The following is a 25,785-nucleotide window of genomic DNA, read 5'->3' on the forward strand; positions in this document are numbered from 1 at the left end:
CTATGTCCAACAATACCCTGCTCTATCAACCTACCCAAGCCAAGCAAATATGGGGACAACTCCATGGAAGCAGTTTGGCATTGGCATTGGCTGAATACTGCCAACAAACTCCTGGTATTAAGTTATTGATTGCTCAGGATAATCTCAGCGCAAATCAGTTACAGGCAGAATTGAATTTTTTTCTAGGCGCCAATACCTCCCAAGAGTTATTGTTTTTTCCTGATTGGGAAACACTTCCTTACGATCAATTCTCGCCGCATCAAGACATTATTTCCGAACGGTTATATACCTTAAGCCGAATTCAACAAGTCACTAATGCAATTGTTATCACTTCGGCAAGCACATTAATGCATAGGCTCTGCCCACCTGAGTTTTTAAATCAATATGCCTTGATGCTTAAGGAAGGACAAAAACTGGATTTAACTGCCTTTCGTAACCAGTTACAACAATCCGGTTATCATTGTGTTAATAAAGTTCTTGAACATGGTGAGTTTGCCCTACGCGGTTCAATTATCGACGTTTATCCTATGGGTTCTGGTTTACCATTCCGAATTGAACTCTTCGATGATGAGATTGACAGTCTGCGGGAGTTCGATACTGAAACGCAACGTACAATAGAAAAAATTAAAGAAATTAATGTACTACCTGCACGAGAATTTCCTTTAAATGAACAAAGTCAACTGCTCTTTCGACGGGCTTTTAGAGAGTTATTTCCCGTAAATCCTAGCCAGTGTCCCATTTATGAAGCGATCAGTGAAGGTCAGTTCCCTTCTGGAATCGAATATTATCTACCTTTATTCTTTGACAAAACCGTTACCTTTTTTGATTATCTACCAGAGGATGCCAAGGTTTGTTTGATTGAAAACATTCAAAATAATGCAGAACAATTCTGGCAAGAATTGAATGAGCGCTTTGAGCAACGACGATATGATATCAGCAGGCCTATTTTACCACCTACAGCCTGTTTCATTAATCCAATTGAATTATTAACTAAAGCCAATACGTATAAACAACTTCGATTATTCCAAAATCCCTCGGAAAAGAAAGGTGCTGTGGTTAATTTTGATATCGTACCCGGCCCACAATTACCAATTGATAGGAAAACCCAAGAACCTTTAAGTCAACTTCGTGCATATTGTGCGGATTCCACCCGGCGTTATTTAATTGTGGTCGAAAGTGCCGGCCGACGAGAAGTGCTACTTGATTTGTTAAAACCAAGTGGTATTTCCGCTAAAGTACAATCTTCATGGCAGGATTTTCTTAACGATACAGCCCCGCTTAACATCACCACTGGAGATCTAATTTATGGATGCGAATTAAATCAAAGCCATATCGCAATCATTGTTGAATCTCAATTATTTGGAGAGCAAAGTACACCACAAAGACGGGGTACACAAAAGACGATTGATCCCGATTTAATTATCCGTGATATGGCAGAACTACGTGTTGGCGCTCCAGTAGTCCATTTGCAGTTTGGAGTAGGACGTTATCAGGGACTGCAACATATCGAATCCAACGGATTTGCTAGTGAATTTTTAGTTCTTACTTATGCGGGTGAGGACAAAATTTATGTCCCGGTTACTTCACTCCACCTTATTAGCCGCTACACAGGTGTAGATAGTGAACATGCACCCTTGCACAAATTAGGTTCGGATCAATGGCAAAAGGAAAAGAAAAAGGCGGTCGAAAAAATCCATGATGTAGCGATCGAATTATTAGATCTCTACGCCAAAAGAGAGGCACAACCAGGATATCAATATCAAATAGATCATAATGAATATGTAAAATTTGCCAGCGCCTTCCCCTTTACAGAGACACCTGATCAATTACGCGCAATTGAGCAAATTATAAAAGACATGGAATCCCCAAGACCTATGGATCGTTTAATTTGTGGGGATGTAGGTTTTGGTAAAACTGAAGTAGCGATGAGAGCTGCTTTTGTTGCAGTACAAAGTAATAAACAAGTCTGCATTCTAGCGCCAACAACTCTTTTGGCCGGGCAACATTTCGAATCATTCCGCGATCGATTTGCTGATTTCCCCATCAATATCGAATTACTTTCACGTTTTCGTTCCAATAAAGAAACGGAAGCAGTTCTTACTGGCTTGAAATCAGGAACAGTTGATATAGTCATAGGAACCCATAAATTATTCCAAAGTAATATTTCTTTTAAAAATTTAGGACTTTTGATTATTGATGAGGAACATCGTTTTGGAGTCAAACAAAAAGAACACATTAAAGCGTTGCGGACTCATGTGGATATTTTATCCATGACTGCTACTCCAATTCCAAGAACGCTGAATATGGCTATGGCTGGAATTAGAGATATTTCTCTGATGACAACCCCTCCGGCCAAACGCCTTGCAATTAAAACGTTCTGGCAGGAGAAAAAAGATCCAACCATTCGTGAAGCCATTTTAAGAGAAATTCTTAGAGGCGGTCAGGTTTTTTTCCTGCATAACAATGTAGAAACAATCGAACGTGTGTGTCAGGATTTGCAAACTCTAGTTCCAGAAGCCAAAATCCGCAGCGCACATGGACAAATGCGAGAACGTGAGTTAGAACGGGTAATGTCTGATTTTTATCACCATCGTTTTAATGTATTAGTCTGCACCACAATCATTGAAACGGGTATTGATATTCCTACAGCCAATACAATTATTATTGATCGTGCTGATAAGTTTGGTTTAGCCCAATTACATCAGTTACGTGGACGAGTTGGTCGATCGCATCATCAGGCCTATGCCTACTTACTTACTCCCCATGAAAAAGTATTAACTGCTGATGCAGTCAAACGTTTAGAAGCGATTGTATCATTAGAAGATTTAGGCGCAGGATTCACCCTGGCAACCCATGATATGGAAATTCGCGGAGCAGGTGAGCTTTTAGGAGAAGAACAAAGTGGGAACATGCAAGCAATTGGATTTAATTTATTTATGGAGCTGCTTGATAAAGCAGTCCATGATTTAAAAGAAGGAAAAACACCCGAGTTATCTGCGCCAATGCACCAAGGACCTGAGATCGATTTACGAATCAGCGCTATTATTCCTGAGGAATACATTCCTGATATTCACAACCGCCTCATTATGTATAAACGGATTGCAAATGCAAAAACTAAAGAGCAATTGCATGATTTACAAATCGAATTGATTGACCGATTTGGATTATTACCACCACAAGTTAAACACTTATTATTGATTACCGAATTAAAATTAAAAGCTGCACAAATGGGTATTCAAAAAATCAGTGCGGGAGCCCAGCAAGGTAAGCTGGAATTTAGCGAAAAACCTTCTATTGATCCAGGCATATTGATTCATTTAATTCAAGTACATGCCAAAAGATATCAAATGGAAGGACCCCAGCGCTTACGTTTTAACCTAGACAGTACTTCTTCAGAGGAACGTATTTTCGAGATAAACTCTCTGCTTAATAAATTAGCTGGCGAGAACAAGGCCTAAGGCGTGTAATAAACGGTAAAAAAGATAATCTTTTGAGACCTCGTAGAATAACCGCAAAAAATTGGATTTTCGATTTTTGAATGACTTTGAAAGAAACTTTTGATCTTTTCATTGACAAATACAACTCAATTAATTAACAATCTAATCGCCTGTCATCGCTTTTAATTAAATAGAAGGAACTATTATGATTAAGAATTTCTCTTTAAGCTCATTATTATTGATTTCTAGTTTTATTCCTGGAATCGCAATGGCGGATCCCACTGCCTATGATATTAATGTCTATTGTCCGGCGACTCAAGGACCCACTGCTGTAACCCATTTTGGAAACTATATTGGTGGTTATGGTGTGGAATCTGTATTATCTCAAACACTACAAGTATACTTCCGTTCTAATGGATCGGTTCAAGATGTTCCCGCTAATTTAATAAACTATTTTAATGATTCAGTGACTTATAACAGTGCCTCAGGAAACATCATTTGTAGTTATCAAAGCAATAATCCTGCGGATCCAAGATTTACCGTAGCTTATACTGTGACTAATGGTATGGGTGGCACAGTACAAGCCCAATCGAACAATTCCATCAGTGTTAGAATTCCAGCTGGTTTAAGAGGTTAAGTTTTAGATCTTTAAATCCTGGGTGAAAGCATAGCTGAACCCAGGAGCCCTTCTCTAAGACAAAACCAGGTTCGGTTTCGATTCACCCAGGTTACCCTATCCAAATTAACTTGTTCCACCGACTGTCAAAGCATCGATTTTCAAAGTAGGTTGACCTACTCCAACCGGAACAGATTGCCCTTCTTTACCGCAAACCCCTATTCCTCGATCCAACCCCAAATCATTACCAATCATACTGATTTTTTTCATCACATCTGGACCATTACCAATAAGTGTGGCTCCCTTAACTGGCGCAGTGATTTTTCCATTCTCAATGAGATATGCTTCGCTGGCAGAAAATACAAATTGGCCTGAGGTAATATCAACTTGTCCCCCCCCAAAATTGACCGCGTATAAACCACGTTTTACTGAACGAATAATTTCTTCAGGATCATGGTGTCCTGCCAACATGTAAGTATTCGTCATCCTAGGCATAGGTACATGGGCATAAGATTCACGACGGCAATTACCTGTAGACTTCATACCCATCAATTTGGCATTTAACTTATCTTGCATGTAATTCACCAAAATACCATTTTCAATCAACGTAGTGCATTGTGAAGGAGTGCCCTCGTCATCAATAGTTATAGAACCACGTCTGTCTTTTAAAGTTCCGTCATCAACTACCGTAACTCCTGGAGCTGCAACTTGTTGTCCAATACGGCCAGAAAATGCCGATAATCCTTTACGATTGAAATCTCCTTCCAAACCGTGTCCTACAGCTTCATGTAATAAAACACCCGGCCAACCCGGGCCCAAAACCACTGGCATTGTCCCAGCTGGTGCAGGTTGTGCTCCCAGATTAATCAAGGCTTCGCGCACTGCCTCTCGAGCATAACTCAAGGCATTTTCTTTTTCATAAAAATAGGAATAAGGTACTCTCCCACCCCCACCAGAGCGTGCTGACTCCCTTCGTCCATTTTTGTCCTCTACAATAACGCTTACATTAATACTCACTAGGGGTCTGACATCAGCAATCATTTGGCCATTCATTCCAGCCACCATAACAACTTCATAGCAACCACTTAATGAAGCGTTAACCTGAATTACACGAGGATCAATACTACGCGCTTCTTTATCAATCGCTTCTAACAAAGCAATTTTTTCTTGCTTACTCATGCCTTCAATTGGATTTAAACCTTGATAACGACTTACAGCCGCTCCTTTTACTTGAATGGCTTGAATTGGTTTAGAACCAGTCAGTGCAATAGAACGGGCTGCATCAGCAGCTCGCAACATCGAAGGTAATAAAATATCATCACAATAAGCAAATCCTGTTTTATCACCGCTAACGGCGCGAATTCCTACGCCTCGATCTAAGGAGTAGCTCCCGCTTTTCACTACTGAATCTTCCAAATACCAAGATTCATAACTGCAACTTTGAAAATAAAGATCGGCATCATCAATATGATGATTCATCATTGTTTTGAATAATTTTTCTATACCCGTTTCATCCAGTGCTGCAGGAGCTAGTAAAATCTTTTTTGCTGTAGTAAGGGCTTCTGTCATTTAATTACCTTAATAAATAAAAATAGTGTCTCTTAGTTTTGCGATCAAAAAAATAGTATCTACCTATAAGTTTAATACATGATGATCGATACAGGGAAATTTTCGACGTATTTCCTTTTGGTTTTGTAAATCAATATCTGCTGTCACCACTCCGGTACCCGTTTCTTTTTGAGTGAGGATTTTCCCCCAAGGGTCAACAATCATGCTATGACCAAAAGTGGTTCGTCCATTTTCATGACGCCCTCCTTGATTTGCTGCTAAGACATAACATAAATTTTCAATGGCTCTGGCTCGCAATAATACCTCCCAGTGTGCAAGGCCGGTTAGAGCTGTAAAGGCAGAAGGAACCGTAAAGACTTGCGCTCCTTGCAACATTAGCTGCTGGTAGAGTTCAGGAAAACGTAGATCATAACAAACCGTTAATCCTATTTTTCCAACTGGAGTGTCAACAAGAGCCAGTTGGTGCCCGCGTTCAATGGACATTGACTCCTGATATGCTTCAGTTGGTGAGACGTTTACATCAAATAAATGAATCTTATCATAGCGTGCTACACATTTACCTTGATTATCATACACCAGGCAACTGGCACGTACTTTGGATCCTGAACTTTTAAGAGGAATAGTCCCCGCAATTACCCATAACCCTAATTTTTTTGCCAATTGACTGATTTTTTGTTGTATAGATCCCACGCCAAATCTTTCACCAACTTGCAATTTATCTTTTTCATGAAGTCCCATAAATGCAAAATTCTCAGGCAAGAGTACAAGTTCAGCTTGCTCTTCACGAGATTGAATCATTAATTGTTCGACTTGGTGTAAGTTATCAGCAACTCCTGCTGAGGAAACCATTTGTACTAATGCTGCTCGTGCCATAATAAATCCTAAAATTTATGACATCAAAAATGTCGAGATTTTCCGCGTATTCTGGTAACTGGACCCTAAAGGATCGCGATCATTAAGTTAAGAATTTTTTGTCATCCTGGGATCTATTCTTAAATTATCAATACGCCCTGCCCGTAATGGGTATCCACCTTAGAGGGGACGACAGATTTTCATAATTTAAGGGAATTGCCCTTAAGACAATGATCAGCCTACACACCTTACTCAAAATTTATTTATAATACTACTATAGTACTGTAGAACCTCAAAACAAAAATAATTCGTTTTAAACTTGAAATATGGGAAACTAACCCATAGATATGCTAGACTAAATATAAACATAGAGGAGCTCTAAACAATGAACCGAAATAATGTCACTATTCTGACGCGAAGTAATGAGTCTGCACTCTCAAGCAATAAGGTACTGCGTAATACTTATTTATTACTCGGTTTGACATTTTTGTTCAGTGCATTTATGGCCGTTTTATCTCTTACAAGCGGCGCACGACCAATGAATCCTCTCTTGATGATAGTTGGTGTTTATGGGTTAATGTTTTTGACTCAAGCATTACGAAATAGCGTTTGGGGACTCGTCAGCGTTTTTGCCTTCACGGGCTTTCTGGGTTATACCTTAGGTCCTGTGCTGAACTTTTATATCAGCCATTTTTCTAATGGTCCACAAATAATTGCAACCGCTCTAGGTGGTACTGGAATTATTTTCTTCGCACTCTCTGGTTATGCATTAACTACTAAGAAAGATTTTAGCTTCCTAGGTGGGTTTCTTTTTGTTGGTGTAATGGTTGCTTTATTGGCAATGATAGCAGGAATTTTCATTCAAATTCCGGCGCTCCAATTAGCCATTTCAGCCATTTTTATACTTATTTCTTCAGGATTAATTCTCATGCAAACAAGTGCAATTATCCATGAAGGTGAAACGAATTACATTTCCGCTACAGTAGGTCTTTTTGTATCAATTTATAACTTGTTCGTCAGCTTGCTTAATATACTAAGTGCATTTTCAGGCCGCGACTAGTTATCGTTCTCCTCTACCTAAATCCCGGTTCGTTTTTGCCGGGATTTTTTTTGGGTGTAAATATCCACTGGTGGATAGGCTACGTGTTCACCAGTGGGTATTTCCTGACGTTAGTACTCGTAGCGCTCTATTTAACTTTGTTGCCAAGTAGCTTTTGCCCTGAATAGTTCCGGTAAGTCATTTACAGTCTTTTTGACTTCTTGAGGAAGAGCAAACACATCTCGAGTTTTTTGATAATAAATCCCCAAAGGAACGGGATACTCAGGAAAAGATAGGGAAGCGAGTCGTATCGCCGCGGCGAAGCTAGTTGGGTCATGTCGATAAAGACCAGTTTCTTCTGCTGAAACACGAGCGAACTCTTCTGCTTTTACATTCAAAGCTTTCTCTTTTTGCGCACCATAAACTAAAGGTTGCCCTTCTTCTAATAGGACTGTGTTCTCGGCACGATTACTTTTCAGCGCAAACTCATCGAAAGCACCATGATTGAAAATATTACAATCTTGATAAATTTCAACAAAAGAACAGCCTTGGTGTTCCTGTGCTTTTTTTAATATTGAACCCAAATGAACGGGATCCTTATCTACTCCACGAGCTATAAAACTAGCCCCCGCTGCTAGGGCTAAAGTAAGCGGATTCACAGGTTCATTAACCACCCCTTTTGGCGAGGTTTTCGTTACTTGGCCCTTTTGTGATGTGGGAGAGAACTGTCCTTTAGTTAAACCATATACTTGATTATTAAATAATAAAATATTTACGTTTACATTACGTCGCAAAATATGGATCAGATGATTGCCTCCAATACTTAAAGCATCCCCATCTCCAGTAATGACCCAAACACACAGATCATCCCTTAACGCTTTTAACCCCGTTGCCACCGCAGTTGCTCGACCATGAATGGTATGAAAACCATACGTATTCATATAGTAAGGTAAGCGGCCCGCACAACCTATTCCGGAAATAAACACATGCTGTTCTGGTGGTAAGCCTAACTCAGGTAATATTTTTTGCAGAGCCATTAAAATTGCATAATCACCACAGCCTGGACACCAGCGAACCTCATTTGCATTGGCAAAATCTTCACGTTTATAGTTGTTGTTCATAGTTGGCTTCCGATTTTATAGTGTTCACCAGATGACTGACGGTAAATGGCTGTCCATTCGATTGACTGATTGCACGTGCATCAACCAAATAACTGGCACGAATAATTTGGCATAGTTGTCCAGAGTTTAATTCTGCGACGAATATCCTATCGTACTTTTTCAAAATAGAGCCTAAATCATTCGGCAAAGGATTCAGATGACGTAAATGCACGTAAGCAATCGCCAACCCTTCTGCCAAACATTGCTGCACCGCTGATTTTAAACTGCCATAGGTACTACCCCAGCCAATTAAAATGAGGGTTGCATTAGCATCCCCTTCAATTGTCAACGGGGCATACTCTTGTGCAATTCCATCGATTTTCTGCTGACGTAAATGAACCATTTTTTGGTGATTCTCAGCATCATAGCTTACCCGTCCCTCTTCACCTTGTTTTTCTAACCCCCCCAATTGGTGAATGTATCCTGGAGTACCGGGCTTATTCCAACTACGACTCAAAAACTCATCCCGAGTAAACGGTTTTGGAAAACGGTTAAATTCAACTTGAGGTAATTTTAAAGAAGATACATCTGGGATTTTCCACGGCTCAGCAGCATTTGCCAGATAAGCATCCAATAGAACAATTACTGGAGTCATGAATTTAATGGCTAAATAAAATGCTTCTAAAGTCGTATAAAAACAATCGGCTGCGGATTGTGCTGCTAGCACCGGCAAAGGCGCTTCACCATGACGTCCATAAAGTGCTTGTCGCAAGTCACTTTGACTTGTTTTGGTGGGTAAGCCCGTCGAAGCTCCAGCTCGTTGTACATCAAGCAAAACCAAAGGTAATTCAGCAACTACAGCCAAACCCAAACTTTCACTTTTTAGATCCAATCCAGGACCGGAGGTTGTAGTTAAAGCCAACCTTCCGCCATATGCAGCGCCAATACAAGCACAAATTGCAGCAATTTCATCTTCTGCTTGTAGAAGTTGTACTCCAAAATCAGATAAGCGGGCACATTCATGCAGGATTGCTGAAGAAGGAGTAATTGGATATCCCGAAACTAAGGTCGGTATTTGTGTCGACGTAGCAAGAGTTGCGAGTGCTAATCCCACTGCCTCAACCCCTGTAATTTGCCGATAATCCCCCACATCTCGATTCACTTCACCTAGCATATAACCGCGGCGAGTTAATTCTAAAGTCATTGCATAATTATATCCAGCCAATAACGCCAATTGATTGGCTTTAGCAACAACAGCGTTTGCTTTGAATTTTTTAGCTATAAACGACTCGCATGCAGTAGTGTGCAAATCAAATAACCACAAAACCAAACCCAAAACATAAAAATTTTTGGTTTTGGTGGCTTGCGGTTTAGTTAATTCCAGCGAAGACACGGCCTGTAGAGTCTGGGTGATTAAAGGAAATGAAACAATTTGATAATGTTCGGCACAATTGTCTAGAAAACTCTTATCCATTCCCGCCTTTTGCCAATCCTTTTCTTGATAACTGTCTTCATTAATAATCAACAAACCGCCTTGGTTCAGATGTTGCAAGGAGTTTTTTAATGCGGCTGGATTTAATGCAACAAGCACATCAAGCGACTCACCTGCGGTGAATATAGCATGCTCGGCCATCGCCAGTTGGAAACCAGAAACTCCCGCTACAGTACCCGCTGGCGCTCGAATTTCAGCAGGAAAATCAGGTAGGGTCCGCACATCTCGGCCGGTAAGTGCCGCGCTAATGGTGAGTTGTTCTCCCACCAATTGCACCCCATCGCCTGAGTCTCCGGTAATACGAATAACAATCACGTCAGATGTTGACATAAAGTCTTGCTTCCTGCATTAGTTGACGCATGTGTCTTACCGCCTCTTTCATACCACAAAATAAAGCTCGGGCAATAATCGCATGGCCTATGTTAAGTTCATGTAATTCTTTAATAGACGCTATAGGTTGCACATTATGATAATTGAGACCATGGCCGGCATTGACAATCAAATTTAAACTCGCTGCATATTCCGCAGCGTGTTGTATTCTCGATAATTCATACTGTTGCTGTTCCACATCAGTAGCATCAGCATAACAACCGGTGTGCAATTCAATAACAGGAGCACCAATATCTGCTGCAGCCTTGATCTGTTCACGATCTGGGTCAATAAATAAAGACACTTCACTACCCATAGATTGCAAACGTCGTACAGCAAGGTCTACTGATTTTTGGTGCAATATTACATCCAGTCCCCCTTCTGTTGTTAATTCCTCACGTTTTTCCGGGACCAAACACGTATGCTCGGGTGAAATTTCTTCAGCAAAATCAAGCATGGCATCCGTAACTGCCAATTCAAGATTCATTCGTGTTTGCAAAACTTCTTTGATCAAACGTACATCACGCGCTTGGATATGTCTTAGATCTTCTCTCATATGCAGAGTAATGCCATCCGCACCCGCTTCTTCTGCATCAATAGCCGCTTGAACAGGATCAGGATAACGGGTACCACGTGCTTGACGTACTGTAGCTATATGATCAATATTAACACCCAATAGTATTGGCTTATTCATTCTACACCTTACACATAAAATAAAGAGTATAAAGTCCATTCTGACCTAAACTCAAGTTGCTTAGAACATATATCTTCGTTACATCAGTTTAAGTCAGGAATATTTCCGTGAATTCATTCACCTGCTTTCCCAGTTCTTTTCACTCAGCAAGATACAAAGCCCTTGTTTTAATTTCGCGTCCACCCAGAAGATGATCGATTGCTTGACGCATAATTATTTTTGCTGATTTAAGGTAAGGAGCCTCATTTAAGTTATCTTGTGCCAAGGCAAGAATATGCGCACCTGAAATTCCTCTGCTGTCACGAATAAAACCTTCGCCAGCAACAAATTGATAATACGAATCAGGGACAATCAAATTTGTTGTTCGCGCTTCCTGGGTTAATGAAAAGGAATAACCACATGCATGCAGTAAAGTCCACTCAAAACGTCTTAATAACGCTTCAATGACTAATCGTTCCTTTGCTAATGTAAGGGCATTTAAAGTAAATAAATAAGCATCAAATAATGCCGAGTCAGAAGAATTGCGACTGAGGGCATAGTAAAGAATTTCGTTTAAATATAGACCTGCAAAAAGCGAGCTGCCTGTAAGCTGGAGTGATGGGGAAGTACTTTCAGTAGTTTGTACATAATATCGCTCACGACGTTCCGCAAGATTGATCCATAACGAAGTAAAAGGTTGTAACAGGGCTTGTTTTTTAGGGGTACGTCCGCCCTTATAAAGACATTGAATCACCCCAAGCTCGCGTGTAAAAAAACTGACTTGAGCACTGGTATCCCCAGACCATTTTTTGTGTAAAACCCAAGCTGCTATTGTCCTAGTTGTCATAACCTAATTGTTTTAATATACGCTCGTCATCCGACCAGCCTGATTTTACCTTACACCAGCACTGTAAGAATACTTTCTTACCTAATAGTTTTTCCATGTCCACGCGTGCATTCGTTGCCATTTCTTTTAGCTTTTGTCCCTTATCACCAATGATCATTCGTTTGTGATTATCTTTATCCACAAGAATCAATGCATGAATACGCACGAGAGTGCCTTCATCCTTAAAAGATTCAATATCTACGGTAACAGAATAAGGTAATTCTTGTCCGCAAAAGCGGAAAATTTTTTCCCGCAACAATTCCGCACATAAAAATTTTATAGGCCGATCAGTTAATTGATCATCTGGAAATAAATGAGGCCCCTCAGGCAAATAATTCTGTAATTTTTCTTGCAATTCATCCACCTGTACTCCTGTTTTTGCAGATATAGGGATGATTGCTGCAAATTCATGTTTTTGACTTATTTGTTCTATCCATGGTAACAACTGACTTTTATCATCAATTTTATCCACTTTATTTACCACTAAAACACAGGGTACTTTGGCTTGTTTTACTAAATTCAAAACGTATTCATCTTCGTCTTGCCAATGCGTTCCATCAACTAAAAAAGCAATCACATCCACATCACGCAATACACTAATCGCAGTTTTATTCATCATACGATTCATTGCTTTTTTACTTCCTTGGTGAATCCCAGGAGTATCTACATAAACAAATTGGTATTCACCTTCAGTACGTATCCCTAAGATACTATGCCGAGTTGTTTGTGGCTTTCTTGAGGTAATGCTCACTTTTTGCTGCATAATACAATTAAGAAGGGTTGATTTACCCACATTAGGCCTGCCAACTAAAGCGATATAACCACAATAACTAATCATTAAAATTTATTCCTGTTTATTTTTAAAACATTCTATCAGTCACACCATAAAATTTCCAGATTTGAAGCATTTCCACTTGATATTTCACTAAAAAACCAAGTATCCTGTGCAGTATGTGAACAACGGATAGTTCCAATGTCTTATTTTGTAACATCGAAAGGCCACACTCAGCTTATCGTTCCCTTAGCCATTACACCCTTTAGTCATCAAGCACTGCCAACCATAACAGGAAGCCTATTTAGTAACGAAGCAGGAGCTGTTTTATACGGTCATTACAATATGGAATATCTTCTTCCAGGAGGAGATAGACTGCGATTAATTGCCAATCATAATAAAAAAACAGTGCAGCTCATGTTATTTACCTATAAGTCAGAGGTGATCCAACTGCTTCCCGGCGATCGACCTTGTTCATTAGTAGCCAATGTTATTAGCAAAGTTCATCGTTACCGCGTACGTTCAGAAAGCTACAGCCAGCCCTTAAGTTCGGTACAAGAAAAAAAATTACAGCTTGCTAATGAATGCATTAATGCGTTAAAAAAATTATTAAAAACGGAGCGACGATTAGCGAGTCAGGATCATGAAGGTCAGGAAGCATTAAGAAAACAAGTGATTAAAATTATTGGCCACTGTTCCAATCAAAACCGTTTGTTAGCAATTTCCCCGCTGATATCTGAAGGCATCTTAGGAAACCTTCTTTACGAAGCCCATAAAACAGCCCAACATTACTCCTTCAATCGTGTCTATGCTGTATCACGCCTCGATCAAATGGATTTTAGTGATATCGTCAAAAAACAAGAAGCAAAACAACCATGCCTTGTCTGGGATAGCGAGCTCCACATAGGACACGATAGTAAAGATTTAGATGATGCATTAAAAGCTATTTGTTCCTATTACAAATTATCTCCGGCACCTGCATTGAGTAATATTCCTGCAAATCGAATTGCACAACTTGCAGCTTTTTTGAATAAATTATGGCGAGATGGCCAAGATTGGATCAATTATCTGGCAATAGATAAAAAACCAGAACACAAGACAGAAATACAACAACGATTAGATGGCCTAACCATAACAAAGATCACCCCCTACTATAGCTTACAAGGGTTTATACAAAAAGGTTACCTCGATTTACCAACCCTAATCCGCAAATATACTAAGAGCGAAAGCCAACCAATAATTGCTGATACCAAAAAAAAAGCAAAAAAAAGAATCAGTAAACTGCCCCATGGTAGTTGGATAATTATTGCTAAGGAAGAGCTTATCCTTATTAGACAAGAGAACAAAATAATGCAATTACGCTATTTTGTTCATGATGGACTTTTCTACCCCCTGCCCGAAGGACATGATCTATACACTTTAGGACAAATCAGTAAACGTCATCTCTACTTACCAGAACGTGTTAGCCTAAGACTTAATGCATTTATTTCGCGTATACCTCGGTTTTTCTATAAATTCTATAAAAGCATGCGTCACTTTATTATCCATGATCTGCGTGATGATTTTTTCAACCACATTCATAAAACCCACATCCCAAAATTAGATGGGTATAAAAAGGAAAGCAAAAATAGCAAATCAAGGGATTCTCTAAGCTCGGCATTGGAAAATAAAGGCCTATTAGCGAATGGCCAAACTTTAGAAGAGTTTATTAAAGAGCAGATTAGCAACAGTCCTTATATCATTGCCCGGCCCAATCATCCACCAAGTCCCCACTGTTATGACAATCCCTTTCATCGAATTTTAGAGATAATACGCCATATCGCCAGTTTTTTTATTGATGTGAGCGAGCAAAATCCATTGATCGGTACTTTAGCAATTGCCGCTTATGCTTACGGAGGTGGAGCAGTACTTGCTCCCGAGTTCCTTAAATCAATTTTAACTAAATTGCACTTACACGGTTTAATTGCGGGAATTGAACCGACACAAAAACTTGCTCACTGGATGAGTCATGGCACAATCTCTGAAGCCATTTCTGCATCGATGACTTATTGGCAAAGCGTCGTGGCGGGTGGAAATTTGGATAAATTTTTTGTGGAAGCATTCAAAATACTCAAAGAAGATCCGGCAGAAATTGCGATTATTGCCTCATTAGCACTTAGCCTTGGTTATGGTTTAACTAAAGTAATTCCTTCCTTGGGACGTGAAATGGGAGACTTTCCTTACACCAATTATGCCGCTTTAGGCGGAAAGGGTGGCGCAGCTATTTATGATACGATTATGCATCCTGGTGAGGATTGGTTTCTTGGCACCTGTAAATGGCTATTTAAGAGTGTTGTCACTTTAGGGAAGCTGAGTATCGCTCCTTTTTTTGAAGGTTACTATTATGGATTCTATAATGGTTTTCTTAAGGGGTGGCGAAAAAGTGGAATCCTTATTAAGAAAGTCAGCAAACAGGTTCTTGCAGCCTCTACTGATTTTATTTTAGCGCTTCTCACCATTCCAATTATCGAAGTCAGTGCTCTTTTTATTCATGTACCCTTTCGTGGTATTACAAATCTACTAACTAAAATGCTTGCTATTCTAGGAAATATCAGTGATATAGGAGCCTTATTCCTTTCCTTTGCAGCAAGACCACATTCAGATAATTTAATGGCTAATTTTAGATTATCACCACTTTATGGTTTCACTTGGCCATTTGGTCATTTTTCTGATAATCCATTGTTCAATTTCGGCATTAATGTGATTTGTGCTCTATGCATTCCACTATCACAATTAATAAAAAATCTTATTTTATTGCCTATTTTTGATTTTATTTCTTTCTCGGCTCGCATCGCATTTAGTATTTTAGACCCCATAACGCGTATTATTGCCTATTCTGTAGGTAATATTATCTGTGCTATTGGCGAAGTCTGGGATCATTCTTTTGGATTTTTGTTTAGCACGAGTGCAAAAGGAACCACCTCGATTTGCAACTGGATCGATGATCAAGCCAGTATGTTGAAACAAACTTTGTTATCATTTATAGAAAGTCAACGTGGTCATCTATATTATTGGGCATTTGCAAAAGAAGATTTAAAATTACACACAACCTTAGAGGATGAAAAATATTATTCCAGTGACCCTAGACGTTATGAATTAATTCCACATTCAAACAGCCACTGTTTATTACAAACGCTCTTGAGCAAAAGCAGTGAATCGCAATTTAGCGAAAAGCATTCTCAAACCATTTCTCATCATCCCCCTATATTGGCAGTAAAAAAATCGAAAAGTAATTCAGAAGGCTCTTTTCAAAATGAAACAATCAGCTATAGTATTTAGCATGCTCACTCTAGCACCACTCACTTCTGGTGATTTATTGAACTATTTTGTATATAATTATACTATGGTGCAACAGGATAAAGATCTATGTCGATTGCAAAAGATAACCTAACAGAATTCCTAACCTCAGATGAGTTCGCACTTATAAGTGAAAAACTGGATGCCTCCATACAATCTAAAATAACCAGTGGAGAGCTTACTTTTTCATCTAAGGACGCGGATCCTAATCCTTCTACCATTGATCTGAGCCAATTCGGTTTACATAATCCTGAAGATATAAAGATCTTCTTATTATCCCCTGCTGGAGAAACAGTAATTCATGAAATTGGTTCTGAGTTAGCTCATGAGCGAGCTATTGAAGAAGAGCGGCAACTTCAAATACAAGAAGACATCCTGATGGAGGAGCGGAAAAAAGGTTTTCTATTCCATCTGCTACTCTCAGAAGAGGCTGAAGCGCAAAAAGCTCAAAATGAGTTAATTGAGATGCAACAGGAGAAAGCTTTAAAACCCAGCGAGCAAACTCCTCAGAAGAAAAAGACCCCTGAGCAGAACAGTGCACTTAAGGATACTTTAGAGCGCTACGATAGCTCAATTAGAAGTTATCAAGAACAGCAAAAAAATCTTAAAACACAAGAAAAAGCCCTTAACGAAGAGTTAAATAGGCTTGAAGAAGAAAGTTTAGCCATTGAGGCAAAGCATACAACTTACAATAACGTTCTGAACGCCTATGATAAATCTGCCCCAACCTTCGAAAAAAATCCAGAAATGCTCGATAGAGAAATTAGCTCACTTGAAAGACAAATAGATAGATTGACGGAGCATGTATTTGAAGAATTAGATAAAGGCAATGAAAAAGAAGCGCGAAAGATATTGGATCAACAAAATGCATTGAACCTCCAACTAGCCAGCCTAAAGGACATAAAATCCAAAGTGGGGAATGAAAAAGTATTTTTTGACGCAGACTTAAATTCAGAAGGCGTTACTTATGACAAAGCATTGTTTGCTCTGCCTAAAGATCAAGCCCCGGGGCTTGTGAAGCACAACGGTGAATTTTATCTTCTTAATAAAGGAGAAAAGTGGGATGACGTCAAAAATGATTCATTCAAGTTAGCCGAAGCGCAAGCACGCTTTGAAAATGCAAAACCCGAGATAATGAGTGTAAAAAATGTAGTTCAACACGTAAAAAAACAAGAAGTCGAACAAAATGCTTCCCGAAAGGATGAAACCCGTTCAAAACTAGTGGTAAACAAAGCAGAACAATTAATGGTTAAAAACCATATTACTTCGATGCAAGCAGCTCGTGCCAATGCGAAACAAGCATTAACATCTTCTCCTGACTTAGCTATGCAGCCACCAGGGTCCACAATCACGGGTGCAAGTTATGGCTTAGGGGCTACATCCACTCCAACTGATACTCAATCTAAAATGTCGTCGACCCCAACTGCATCCCCACAACCAGTTTTTAATGCTGCTGCATTTGTTCAAACTATCAGTAATGAACCCAAACCTACATGGGGATTTATGTTTTCAAAAGTTAAAACAATACAAGATCCCAGAGCACAAAAAGAAGTAGATAAGTTTCTTACCGATGAAGCAAAGAAAAATTTACCAGAAGACAAAAAAAATGAATTGGATAAGTTTAATCCTGAAGCTCTAAAACGAAAACTTATGGGTATGTTGGAAAGAGCACCTGTTCCAGAGGTAGCAATGAATAGTTTCTTAAAACATATGGCCAAATTTGAAGAAGCTTATAAGCCCAATGTGACTTCAGAAGAAAGCCCAGTGGCGCAGCGTGATCAGACCCAACCCCTTTCTCCATTTAATACAACACCGAGCACTTAAACAATTTATCCTTGGCTTAGACTCCGAGAGTTCAAATTTAAATCCTCGGGGTCCAAGATCGCTTTCTTGAATAACTAATGAATTACCCTAATTTCTTCAAATAAGAATCGCAAATATACTTGCCAACACAAACTAACTCTTCTAACATTAAACTTTGTGACTTAACCAAAGTTTACTAAAAAAAGTACATCACCGTAGGACTCACCATGATCTTAGATAAGTTACTGGGAAAGCAATCTGTAATTATATCACTGGATGTAGACAATTTTTTGTTTGAACGGTTAGAACAAATTAAAGCAGCCGGTTTCGATTTAGTTGAAATTAATTCAACAGATCAAAAGTTATTAGCTCAGGCCGTCACCCGCTGCCCCTCCCTTAAAATCGGTGCCGGTGGTGTGATTGATACGCAACAACTTGAAAACTGCTATCAGGCAGGCGTACATTTTGCGACCAGCCCTGGGTATCTACCTGAAATTGCACAAACAGCCAATGTTTACTCCTTCAACTATTTGCCAGGGGTTGCAACAATTTCTGAAGCCATGGCAGTGATGAGTCTTGGACTCGGACACGTCCGTCCCTTCCCCGCTGACTTAGCTTTTTGTACACTATTGAATAAGTGTCTTCCTCACTTAAAACTATTTCCAGCGGAAATTGAATGGGAAGAAGCAGAACATTTTCTTAATTTACCCTCTGTAGCAGCGGTAAGTATACATGACCCTGATATAAAACAGCTCAATGCACTCACAACAAGTATTTTGGCTTAAGGTCGTGTTAGGAATTTAAATTTTATTTCATTATTGTACCGAGCCTAATTTTTCCTTAATGTTCCCAAGCCTATAATGGTGCTTAATCAAACTGATTATAGGCTTGGCATGATTGATACTGCTCTATTAGACCAAACAATAGCAACTCTCACTACCTATAACGGAAAAACTAAAATTGATCCTGCGTTTGACAATTACAAACAAGGCATAGAAAAAGCATTTATTGGTTTTATTCATCAATGCAAAACAATTCCTCTTGCACAGCAATTAGATTATATTACCAAAGAAATGAAAGAAAAAACCGGTAGGATGTCTACCGAAATTGAAAAAGCCAGCAACCAAAATCGTAGTTGGACTTTAATTTTTTCCCTAGCAGCTTTAGCACTCGAACGAAAACGAGATTTACCTCAAGATCATCCTGAAATTGCCCCTATTGATAAGCTCCTATCTGGGTTAAGCAATGGATGGGTCAATGGATTTGGTTCAATAGGATTCGGTTTAACACTTAATAATGAAGCTATTGATAATATTTTAAATGGATTAAAAAGCTGGATTCTAAAATATGATACCAATCGAGTGGAACCGTCCAAACATGATAATATTTTAGCACTTTATTCTTCTATAAGCGCACTTGAGGAAAAATTATTAGGTTCACGCCTAACCCCAAGCAGATTTAAGGAGGAAATGGGGTTCATAAAGGATCATTTGATTAGTAAATTTAACGAACTAAAAAACCGATTAGAAGTCAGAAAAAATACTGTTCCAGTACTTAACCCATCAAAGGAAATTCTTTCAGAAGAAGATAATTTATACACACAATTTAAGCAGGAATTAAACAGTTTAAAAATACAACAAGCTCAAATTCAACAAAATATCGAGAGCTTTCCGCAACAACATTTTAATCGAGTAGCTAAATTACACAAATTCTTAGAGAATGTGCCTTTGGAAAGAAACCAGGAACTCATGAGTCAATTTTGGAAGCACTATGATACCCCAGAAAAATTCAATCAACTTTTGTTCGATCTGGAGATACCGGAAAATGAAAAGGCTGGATGGAATGAATATTTTAAATACCAATATGGCTCTTATCGAGAACAAGTCACGGCAATATTATGGACAGGAAGGTGGGGGATTCCCCAATTTATGGGGGGCATACCAAGCCATACCATTTCTTTAGAATTGTTGTATAAAAAATGCGATGCGGTTTTACAACCACTTCGCATAATTCACTCTAAGCTTGAAAAGCAAAAATTAATTATGGAAGCTCCCGCCTCTTCTCAGCTCATTAACAATATAGAAGAAGAGTTAAAAAACTTGACGATATTAAAACCAGCTAGAATTGATTTCTTAGCAGATGAATACGTTAATGTTATAAAACATAGATCAACTAATACATTCGCTAAGATAAATACGGATATTGAGGAATTGAGCAAAGAGCTTGAAAAACAAAGGAAAATGGTTCAAAGCTTCAAAAGCATTCATGAAAAAATCCAACTATTGAAGAAGAACATGGATTGTTCGCACTTAGAAGGATTGTTTAGATTATATCTAAATGCAGCAAGTATTAAGTTGAACCAGACTTCTCAACCTTTACCCGTTGACTTGCCAATAGCTCTAAAAATCGCTACTTTGGAGCACTCTATAATTAGAGCGCAGTCAAATGTACTTGGACTTCAATTAAGTCTTAATCAAATAGCCCTGGCGTTTGATCATCAAAAATCGAATGTAATCGAACTGGTGTCCAAATTTATCCATGATAAAGAAAATACGTGTGGCCATATATTATTATCCATATTTTCCTCTTCTTATAAAACAATGTTTGATGAGTTGAAGGATGCTCTAAATGAAAAAACCCCTGATGAGTGTTTAAATAAAATGATAGGAGCATTGGGCATTACAAATGAACCAAAACAAGAAAAAGAAATTTCAACTCACTTTAAAGAACTTAAAAAAGAAGCCTTAAAAGTTTTAAGTGAGGATTACATAGAAGAAATACCAATGGTTAAACCCACATAGAATTTAATTAATTACTTTTATTAATTAATAAATCCAAAATAAAAAATCCAGCCCCAATACAAATCGCGCTATCTGCTATATTAAAAGTAGCAAAATGATGATGTTTGTAATATACATCTATAAAGTCAATGACATAACCATGGTAGGCTCTGTCGAACAAATTACCTATCGCCCCCCCTAAAATAAGACTTATTCCAGCCAAAAGTAACTTTGCCTGACTTGCAGTACGATATAACCAAATAGCTAGAATACCGCTCACAATTAAACTGAAACTGGCAAAAAACCATCGATGCCAATTTCCAGCGCCGCTTAAAAAACTAAATGCTGCGCCGGAGTTATAAGCCAAAGTAAGGTTAAACATTGGGAAAACAGCTAATGGTTTATAGGGTGTTAAAAAAAACTCCACCAAGTATTTACTTGCTTGATCACAAATAACTACAAAAAGACTCAATATAAACCATGGCCATTTTTTCATATAAATTGTCTCTTTTCCTCTTGCCCACTGATATTACTGACACAACGTAAACAGAGCTCAGGATGTTGCGCATCTTGTCCCACATCAGGTCGTCTATGCCAGCAACGAGCACATTTTTCATGGGCACTTGCTGAAACCGCAATCGCAAAACCATAGGCTGTGGCAGACAGCCCAGCAGGAGCTGAATCCATGGGTTGTACTGCTGCATCTGATGTAATTAATAAAAAGCGCAATTCCTCGCCCAAACGAGTCAGTTTAGGGAATACTTTGTTATCCGCATATAAAATTACCTCGGCAGCTAAAGCGGAACCGATTTCGCCCCTTTGACGTGTTTCTTCCAAAGCTTTATTAACTTCGTCGCGAATTACATGCAGTTCTTCCCAATCCGTCATGTTCACATCATCAATCTTTGGCCAAGCATCATACCAAAGCTCAGTAAAGACTGATTCTTGTTTATAACCTGGTATATAGCGGCTTATCTCCTCAGCTGTAAAGGATAATATGGGAGCTATCCAAAGAGTAAAGGCCCTAATAATGTGGTACATAGCAGTTTGACAAGACCGTCGGGCTTTGCTTTCTTTTGCGGTGGTATATTGTCTGTCCTTAATTAAATCCAGATAAAAGCTTCCCATATCTACCGCACAGAAATTATGAATCTTCTGATAAATAATATGGAATTGATAGTTTTCATAGGCTTCTATAATTTCATCTTGCAAGAGCTGAGTTCGTTTTAATGCCCATTTATCCAATTCCAGAAGATCTTTGACATGCACACAATCCTTGGTTGGATCAAAATCAAATAAATTCGCAAGCAAAAAGCGGGCCGTATTACGAATTCTGCGATAAGCATCTGCATTTCTCTTTATAATTTCATCTGAAATGCTCACTTCATGTCGATAATCTGTAGACGCCACCCATAAACGTAAAATATCAGCACCGTGTTGATTGACTAATTTATCTAAAGCAACATAGTTTCCTTTGGATTTAGAAAGCTTTTTACCTTCAGCATCTACGGTATATCCATGAGTCAATACGGTTTTATAAGGAGCCACACCATACATTGCTACGGAAGTGGTTAACGAAGAGTTAAACCAGCCGCGATGTTGATCCGAACCTTCAAAATAAATATCTGCAGGGAAAGCCAAAGCCTCATTTTGCTTTAGAACAGAAAAATGGGTTACTCCGGAGTCAAACCACACGTCCATAGTGTCATTAATTTTTTCATAAAACTCAGCATCCTTTCCAAGTAATTCTTTTATATCCATTTCGAACCAAGCATCGATCCCGGATTTTTCAATAAGCAAGGCTACTTTTTCGATAAGCTCTAATGTATCAGGATGCAATTCACGCGTCGAGCTATGTACAAATAAAGGCATAGGTGTACCCCATGCTCTTTGCCTTGATATACACCAATCAGGTCTATTTTCAACCATATTGCTAATTCGAGCCTTACCCCAATCAGGAACCCAAGTTACTTTATCGATTTCTTTGAGAATATGTTCTCTTAATTGGCTTTTATCCATAGAGATAAACCATTGAGGCGTGGCCAGGAAAATCATCGGTGATTTATGCCGCCAGCAATGGGGGTAACTATGTCTAATATTTTGTTTAGCTAAAAGCACACCATGTTCCGCTAAAGCATTCAAAATAGTATCATTAGCCTTTAAAACAGACAGTCCCGCAAACAGTTCTACATCATCAGCAAAACAACCATTTCCTTTAACTGGATTAATTAACGGCAAATTATAGGCTTTACCAACTAAGTAATCATCTGGTCCATGAGCAGGTGCTGTATGAACACTTCCAGTGCCGGATTCAGTAGTTACGTGCTCACCTAATACCACAGGGACAAAACGATTATATAAAGGATGTTTCAATTTCAAATGTTCAAATACCTTTCCTTTTACCGCGCCACGAACGGTATATTGCGTCATTCCATAACGAGCCATCGCTGATTCAACCAAATCAGTAGCAAGTATCCAATATGCATCACCCGTATCTACTAAAGAATAGTCGATTGCGGGATGCAAACATACCGCTTCATTAGCAGGTAAACTCCATGGGGTTGTTGTCCAAATAGGAAGGCCCAGTGGTTTTATTTCTGCCTTTCCTGGAAACAAATGAATAAACTCTTCAGGATTTACTGCAAAAAAAGTGACATCAATCGATGGAGAAGTTTTCTCATCATAGTCGACTTCCGCTTCCGCTAAAGCAGAACCACAATCAATACACCAATGTACCGGTTTAAAACCTTGTTGCAAATGACCGTTTTTAATCATTAGACCTAATGCACGAACAATATTGGCTTCATAGCGAAAATCCATAGTGACATAAGGATTATACCAATCACCAAAAACCCCAAGTCTTTGAAATTCATCGCGTTGAATATCAATTTGGCTCGCTGCATATTCACGGCATTTGGCACGAAACTCTCTAGCAGATACCTTATCCCCAACTCGGCCTATCTTTTTCTCTACATTAAGCTCAATAGGTAACCCGTGACAGTCCCATCCAGGAACAAAGGGTGCATCATACCCGCTAAGCGATTTGGATTTAACGATAATATCTTTAAGTATTTTATTTAAGGCATGACCGCAGTGTAAGTGACCATTCGCATAAGGAGGACCATCATGCAGAATGAAGCGCTTACTTCCGGAACGGGCTTTACGAATTTTTTCATATATTTTTTTTGCCTGCCAATCAGCCAAAACCTCAGGCTCTCGAGTAGCTAGACTTGCCTTCATCGGAAATGAAGTATTGGGAAGATTCAATGTATCTTTATATTCTGCCATAAGAAATTCGCTCTGCAAAATCGTTAAACTTTTGGTGACTATTCACCCCGTATCAGAATAGCTCTCATTTGATGCATGTTATATAAAAAACATTTTAAAAAAACCGCACATCATCATTGGGCCAAAATATTTTTTATTTAACCTGCACTAAATCTAAACTTAGCTTTGATATAGGAGTAGTTCATTACAATTCTTGAGGAATTCTTTCGCCACCGCAATATCATCATATATCTGCGCAATTAAAGCATCCACCGAAGTGAATTTAACCTCATCACGCAATTTGTGCAAGAAAAACACTTGCAATAATTCACCATAGATAGACTGATCAAAATCGAATAAATGCACTTCCAAAATATTCTTACTGCCATCTACTGTAGGACGGCGTCCCACATTAGCAACACCATATACTATTTGGTTAACAATTCGAACCTGAACTGCAAATACCCCCTGTAAAGGTAACGAGTATCGGTTCAGAGCCAGATTGGCAGTAGGGATTCCCCACTGACGCCCTCGTCCATCTCCATGTAATACACGCCCACAAATACTATAAGGTCTACCCAGGTATTTGGTAGCTGTATTCAACTCACCATGCTGTAATGCTGTTCTAATTCGAGTGGAGCTGATTCGGTTTTCATTAATACAAAAATTTGAATAAATATTCACATCGCAGGCATACTGAGAACTGAGCTCTTTCAATAAGCGCACATCACCTTCTCTATTTTTACCAAAACGAAAATCCTCACCTATGAGCAAATATTTTACATGGAGTGTAGAAAACAAATAGGTGCGTGCAAAATCAGTCGCAGATGTTTCCGCCAATACACTATTAAATTTTAAACAGTATACATAGTCAATCTGACATGAGCCTAAAACCTCTAATTTTTCTCTTAAACTGGAGAGTCGTGCAGGCGCTTTTTCCTGTTGGAAATATTCTCTAGGCTGTGGTTCAAATAGAATAAGAACTAAAGGTAACTTTAAGTCATTTGCTTTATTTCTTAAAGTCCTAATAAGATTTTGATGACCTAAATGCACGCCATCAAAGTTACCAATAGTAGCTACCACACCTTTATCAAAAGCAGAAAAATGTTGAATCCCGCGCAACAATTTCATAATAATTCAATCGTGTAACTCGAATGCAAGTAGTATACTTGTTTTCTGTCCAGTTGAGAAATTAAAAGATTGAAAAGAAAGTATTAGAATTCCCTGTAAATTTGGGGCAAACAAAGCGTAACCTAGGTTCCTAATGGAAATTATTCTCTGGATTCGCTTTGCTGCTCTGGTACTATTCTTATGATTTTTCTGGATGAATAGAGCGGACAATCAATACATCACATTGAGCTCCATGCAAAATTGAGTTTGCTGTTGACCCTAATAATAATGAAAGCCCATGTTTTCCATGACTTCCGGTAACAATCAAATCGATATGTCGCTCCTGCGCAACTCTTAAAATTTCATTTTTGGTGGAACCAAATTCAATAAATCGGTGTTTTGCATCTACCCCGAGCTTTTCACCCAATTCATTAAGTTCTTTTTCGGCTTGTTCACGAATGGATAATTCAACCTCAGCAAATCCGGCAAAACCTGGATATGCATATGCAGGAATGGGTTCTACGACATGAACTAATATCAAATCAGCGCCATTTTCATCGGCAATTTTTTTTGCTTTATGCGCTGCTATAACACCAACTTCGTCAAAGTCAGTAGCAAATAATACCCTCTTATACATCATTTTCTCCTTAAAATTCTGATGCCTACTTATAGACTAGCAGATTT

At 38.8% G+C, this 25,785-nt stretch carries 18 protein-coding genes; 7 read left to right on the top strand and 11 right to left on the bottom strand.

Annotated features, from left to right (window positions below):
* Window positions 1-2: 2 nt before the first annotated feature.
* Entirely contained in the window at window positions 3-3,458 is a 3,456-nt protein-coding gene (gene mfd / locus ACWTE2_RS02835) for a transcription-repair coupling factor (protein ID WP_454784065.1), read from the top strand.
* A 184-nt stretch (window positions 3,459-3,642) separates the two neighbouring features.
* A complete protein-coding gene (locus ACWTE2_RS02840) occupies window positions 3,643-4,074 on the top strand; it encodes a hypothetical protein (protein ID WP_454784066.1) in 432 nt (143 codons plus the stop codon).
* A gap of 105 nt (window positions 4,075-4,179) precedes the next feature.
* On the opposite strand, the gene tldD is transcribed toward ACWTE2_RS02840, so the two are convergent.
* Both tldD and ACWTE2_RS02850 read right to left on the bottom strand, forming a co-directional pair.
* On the bottom strand, window positions 4,180-5,622 hold the full coding sequence (gene tldD / locus ACWTE2_RS02845; RefSeq protein WP_182391009.1) for a metalloprotease TldD: 1,443 nt from the start codon (window positions 5,620-5,622) through the stop codon (window positions 4,180-4,182).
* A gap of 63 nt (window positions 5,623-5,685) precedes the next feature.
* A complete protein-coding gene (locus tag ACWTE2_RS02850; protein WP_454784067.1) occupies window positions 5,686-6,495 on the bottom strand; it encodes a carbon-nitrogen hydrolase family protein in 810 nt (269 codons plus the stop codon).
* Between the two features lie 364 nt (window positions 6,496-6,859).
* Here ACWTE2_RS02850 and ACWTE2_RS02855 point away from each other — a divergent pair, with 364 nt between their 5' ends.
* Window positions 6,860-7,534 carry a Bax inhibitor-1/YccA family protein gene (locus tag ACWTE2_RS02855; RefSeq protein ID WP_454784068.1) on the top strand — a complete coding sequence of 225 codons (675 nt, stop codon included), beginning with the start codon at window positions 6,860-6,862 and terminating at the stop codon, window positions 7,532-7,534.
* A 131-nt stretch (window positions 7,535-7,665) separates the two neighbouring features.
* On the opposite strand, the gene ACWTE2_RS02860 is transcribed toward ACWTE2_RS02855, so the two are convergent.
* The 5 genes from ACWTE2_RS02860 to era form a co-directional block, all read right to left on the bottom strand.
* Window positions 7,666-8,634, bottom strand: coding sequence for a 2-oxoacid:ferredoxin oxidoreductase subunit beta (locus ACWTE2_RS02860; protein ID WP_454784069.1), 969 nt, complete (start codon window positions 8,632-8,634; stop codon window positions 7,666-7,668).
* A complete protein-coding gene (locus ACWTE2_RS02865; protein ID WP_454784070.1) occupies window positions 8,618-10,435 on the bottom strand; it encodes a 2-oxoacid:acceptor oxidoreductase subunit alpha in 1,818 nt (605 codons plus the stop codon). Before ACWTE2_RS02865 ends, ACWTE2_RS02860 begins: the two co-directional genes overlap by 17 nt.
* Window positions 10,422-11,168 carry a pyridoxine 5'-phosphate synthase gene (gene pdxJ, locus ACWTE2_RS02870; protein WP_454784071.1) on the bottom strand — a complete coding sequence of 249 codons (747 nt, stop codon included), beginning with the start codon at window positions 11,166-11,168 and terminating at the stop codon, window positions 10,422-10,424. Before pdxJ ends, ACWTE2_RS02865 begins: the two co-directional genes overlap by 14 nt.
* A gap of 139 nt (window positions 11,169-11,307) precedes the next feature.
* Window positions 11,308-11,994 carry a DNA repair protein RecO gene (gene recO, locus ACWTE2_RS02875; RefSeq protein WP_182391015.1) on the bottom strand — a complete coding sequence of 229 codons (687 nt, stop codon included), beginning with the start codon at window positions 11,992-11,994 and terminating at the stop codon, window positions 11,308-11,310.
* Window positions 11,984-12,871, bottom strand: a complete 888-nt coding sequence (era, locus tag ACWTE2_RS02880) for a GTPase Era (RefSeq protein WP_182391016.1) — start codon at window positions 12,869-12,871, stop codon at window positions 11,984-11,986. The genes recO and era overlap by 11 nt, the downstream gene beginning before the upstream one ends.
* 135 nt (window positions 12,872-13,006) lie before the next feature.
* Here era and ACWTE2_RS02885 point away from each other — a divergent pair, with 135 nt between their 5' ends.
* The 4 genes from ACWTE2_RS02885 (at window position 13,007) to ACWTE2_RS02900 (ending at window position 20,745) form a co-directional block, all read left to right on the top strand.
* On the top strand, window positions 13,007-16,123 hold the full coding sequence (locus ACWTE2_RS02885) for a hypothetical protein (protein ID WP_454784072.1): 3,117 nt from the start codon (window positions 13,007-13,009) through the stop codon (window positions 16,121-16,123).
* 87 nt (window positions 16,124-16,210) lie between these two features.
* Complete coding sequence (locus ACWTE2_RS02890; protein ID WP_454784073.1) at window positions 16,211-17,965, top strand: hypothetical protein; 1,755 nt, start codon at window positions 16,211-16,213, stop codon at window positions 17,963-17,965.
* A 206-nt stretch (window positions 17,966-18,171) separates the two neighbouring features.
* Window positions 18,172-18,729, top strand: a complete 558-nt coding sequence (locus ACWTE2_RS02895; protein ID WP_182391019.1) for a bifunctional 4-hydroxy-2-oxoglutarate aldolase/2-dehydro-3-deoxy-phosphogluconate aldolase — start codon at window positions 18,172-18,174, stop codon at window positions 18,727-18,729.
* A 108-nt stretch (window positions 18,730-18,837) separates the two neighbouring features.
* A complete protein-coding gene (locus tag ACWTE2_RS02900) occupies window positions 18,838-20,745 on the top strand; it encodes a hypothetical protein (protein WP_454784074.1) in 1,908 nt (635 codons plus the stop codon).
* Window positions 20,746-20,752: 7 nt separating this feature from the next.
* On the opposite strand, the gene lspA is transcribed toward ACWTE2_RS02900, so the two are convergent.
* The 4 genes from lspA to ACWTE2_RS02920 all read right to left on the bottom strand — a co-directional run bounded on the left by lspA (window position 20,753) and on the right by ACWTE2_RS02920 (window position 25,738).
* Window positions 20,753-21,220 (bottom strand): signal peptidase II, encoded by a 468-nt coding sequence (lspA, locus tag ACWTE2_RS02905; protein WP_454784075.1) that lies wholly within the window; start codon window positions 21,218-21,220, stop codon window positions 20,753-20,755.
* Complete coding sequence (ileS, locus tag ACWTE2_RS02910) at window positions 21,217-24,012, bottom strand: isoleucine--tRNA ligase (RefSeq protein WP_454784076.1); 2,796 nt, start codon at window positions 24,010-24,012, stop codon at window positions 21,217-21,219. Before ileS ends, lspA begins: the two co-directional genes overlap by 4 nt.
* A gap of 159 nt (window positions 24,013-24,171) precedes the next feature.
* Complete coding sequence (ribF, locus tag ACWTE2_RS02915; protein ID WP_454784077.1) at window positions 24,172-25,122, bottom strand: bifunctional riboflavin kinase/FAD synthetase; 951 nt, start codon at window positions 25,120-25,122, stop codon at window positions 24,172-24,174.
* 178 nt (window positions 25,123-25,300) lie between these two features.
* A complete protein-coding gene (locus tag ACWTE2_RS02920) occupies window positions 25,301-25,738 on the bottom strand; it encodes a universal stress protein (protein ID WP_454784434.1) in 438 nt (145 codons plus the stop codon).
* Between the last annotated feature and the right edge of the window lie 47 nt (window positions 25,739-25,785).

Source organism: Legionella nigrisilvae (assembly GCF_977063395.2).

What these genes read in the sequence shown, in the direction of transcription:
- ACWTE2_RS02855 (WP_454784068.1), top strand. Translation starts at nt 6,860, where the DNA reads ATGAACCGAAATAATGTCACTATTCTGACGCGAAGTAATGAGTCTGCA.
- ACWTE2_RS02900 (WP_454784074.1), top strand. Translation starts at nt 18,838, where the DNA reads ATGATTGATACTGCTCTATTAGACCAAACAATAGCAACTCTCACTACC.
- lspA (WP_454784075.1), bottom strand. Translation starts at nt 21,220, where the DNA reads ATGAAAAAATGGCCATGGTTTATATTGAGTCTTTTTGTAGTTATTTGT.
- ACWTE2_RS02840 (WP_454784066.1), top strand. Translation starts at nt 3,643, where the DNA reads ATGATTAAGAATTTCTCTTTAAGCTCATTATTATTGATTTCTAGTTTT.
- ACWTE2_RS02890 (WP_454784073.1), top strand. Translation starts at nt 16,211, where the DNA reads ATGTCGATTGCAAAAGATAACCTAACAGAATTCCTAACCTCAGATGAG.
- era (WP_182391016.1), bottom strand. Translation starts at nt 12,871, where the DNA reads ATGATTAGTTATTGTGGTTATATCGCTTTAGTTGGCAGGCCTAATGTG.
- ACWTE2_RS02865 (WP_454784070.1), bottom strand. Translation starts at nt 10,435, where the DNA reads ATGTCAACATCTGACGTGATTGTTATTCGTATTACCGGAGACTCAGGC.
- ileS (WP_454784076.1), bottom strand. Translation starts at nt 24,012, where the DNA reads ATGGCAGAATATAAAGATACATTGAATCTTCCCAATACTTCATTTCCG.
- ACWTE2_RS02885 (WP_454784072.1), top strand. Translation starts at nt 13,007, where the DNA reads ATGTCTTATTTTGTAACATCGAAAGGCCACACTCAGCTTATCGTTCCC.
- ACWTE2_RS02895 (WP_182391019.1), top strand. Translation starts at nt 18,172, where the DNA reads ATGATCTTAGATAAGTTACTGGGAAAGCAATCTGTAATTATATCACTG.
- ACWTE2_RS02860 (WP_454784069.1), bottom strand. Translation starts at nt 8,634, where the DNA reads ATGAACAACAACTATAAACGTGAAGATTTTGCCAATGCAAATGAGGTT.
- ribF (WP_454784077.1), bottom strand. Translation starts at nt 25,122, where the DNA reads ATGAAATTGTTGCGCGGGATTCAACATTTTTCTGCTTTTGATAAAGGT.
- tldD (WP_182391009.1), bottom strand. Translation starts at nt 5,622, where the DNA reads ATGACAGAAGCCCTTACTACAGCAAAAAAGATTTTACTAGCTCCTGCA.
- recO (WP_182391015.1), bottom strand. Translation starts at nt 11,994, where the DNA reads ATGACAACTAGGACAATAGCAGCTTGGGTTTTACACAAAAAATGGTCT.
- ACWTE2_RS02920 (WP_454784434.1), bottom strand. Translation starts at nt 25,738, where the DNA reads ATGTATAAGAGGGTATTATTTGCTACTGACTTTGACGAAGTTGGTGTT.
- ACWTE2_RS02850 (WP_454784067.1), bottom strand. Translation starts at nt 6,495, where the DNA reads ATGGCACGAGCAGCATTAGTACAAATGGTTTCCTCAGCAGGAGTTGCT.
- mfd (WP_454784065.1), top strand. Translation starts at nt 3, where the DNA reads ATGTCCAACAATACCCTGCTCTATCAACCTACCCAAGCCAAGCAAATA.
- pdxJ (WP_454784071.1), bottom strand. Translation starts at nt 11,168, where the DNA reads ATGAATAAGCCAATACTATTGGGTGTTAATATTGATCATATAGCTACA.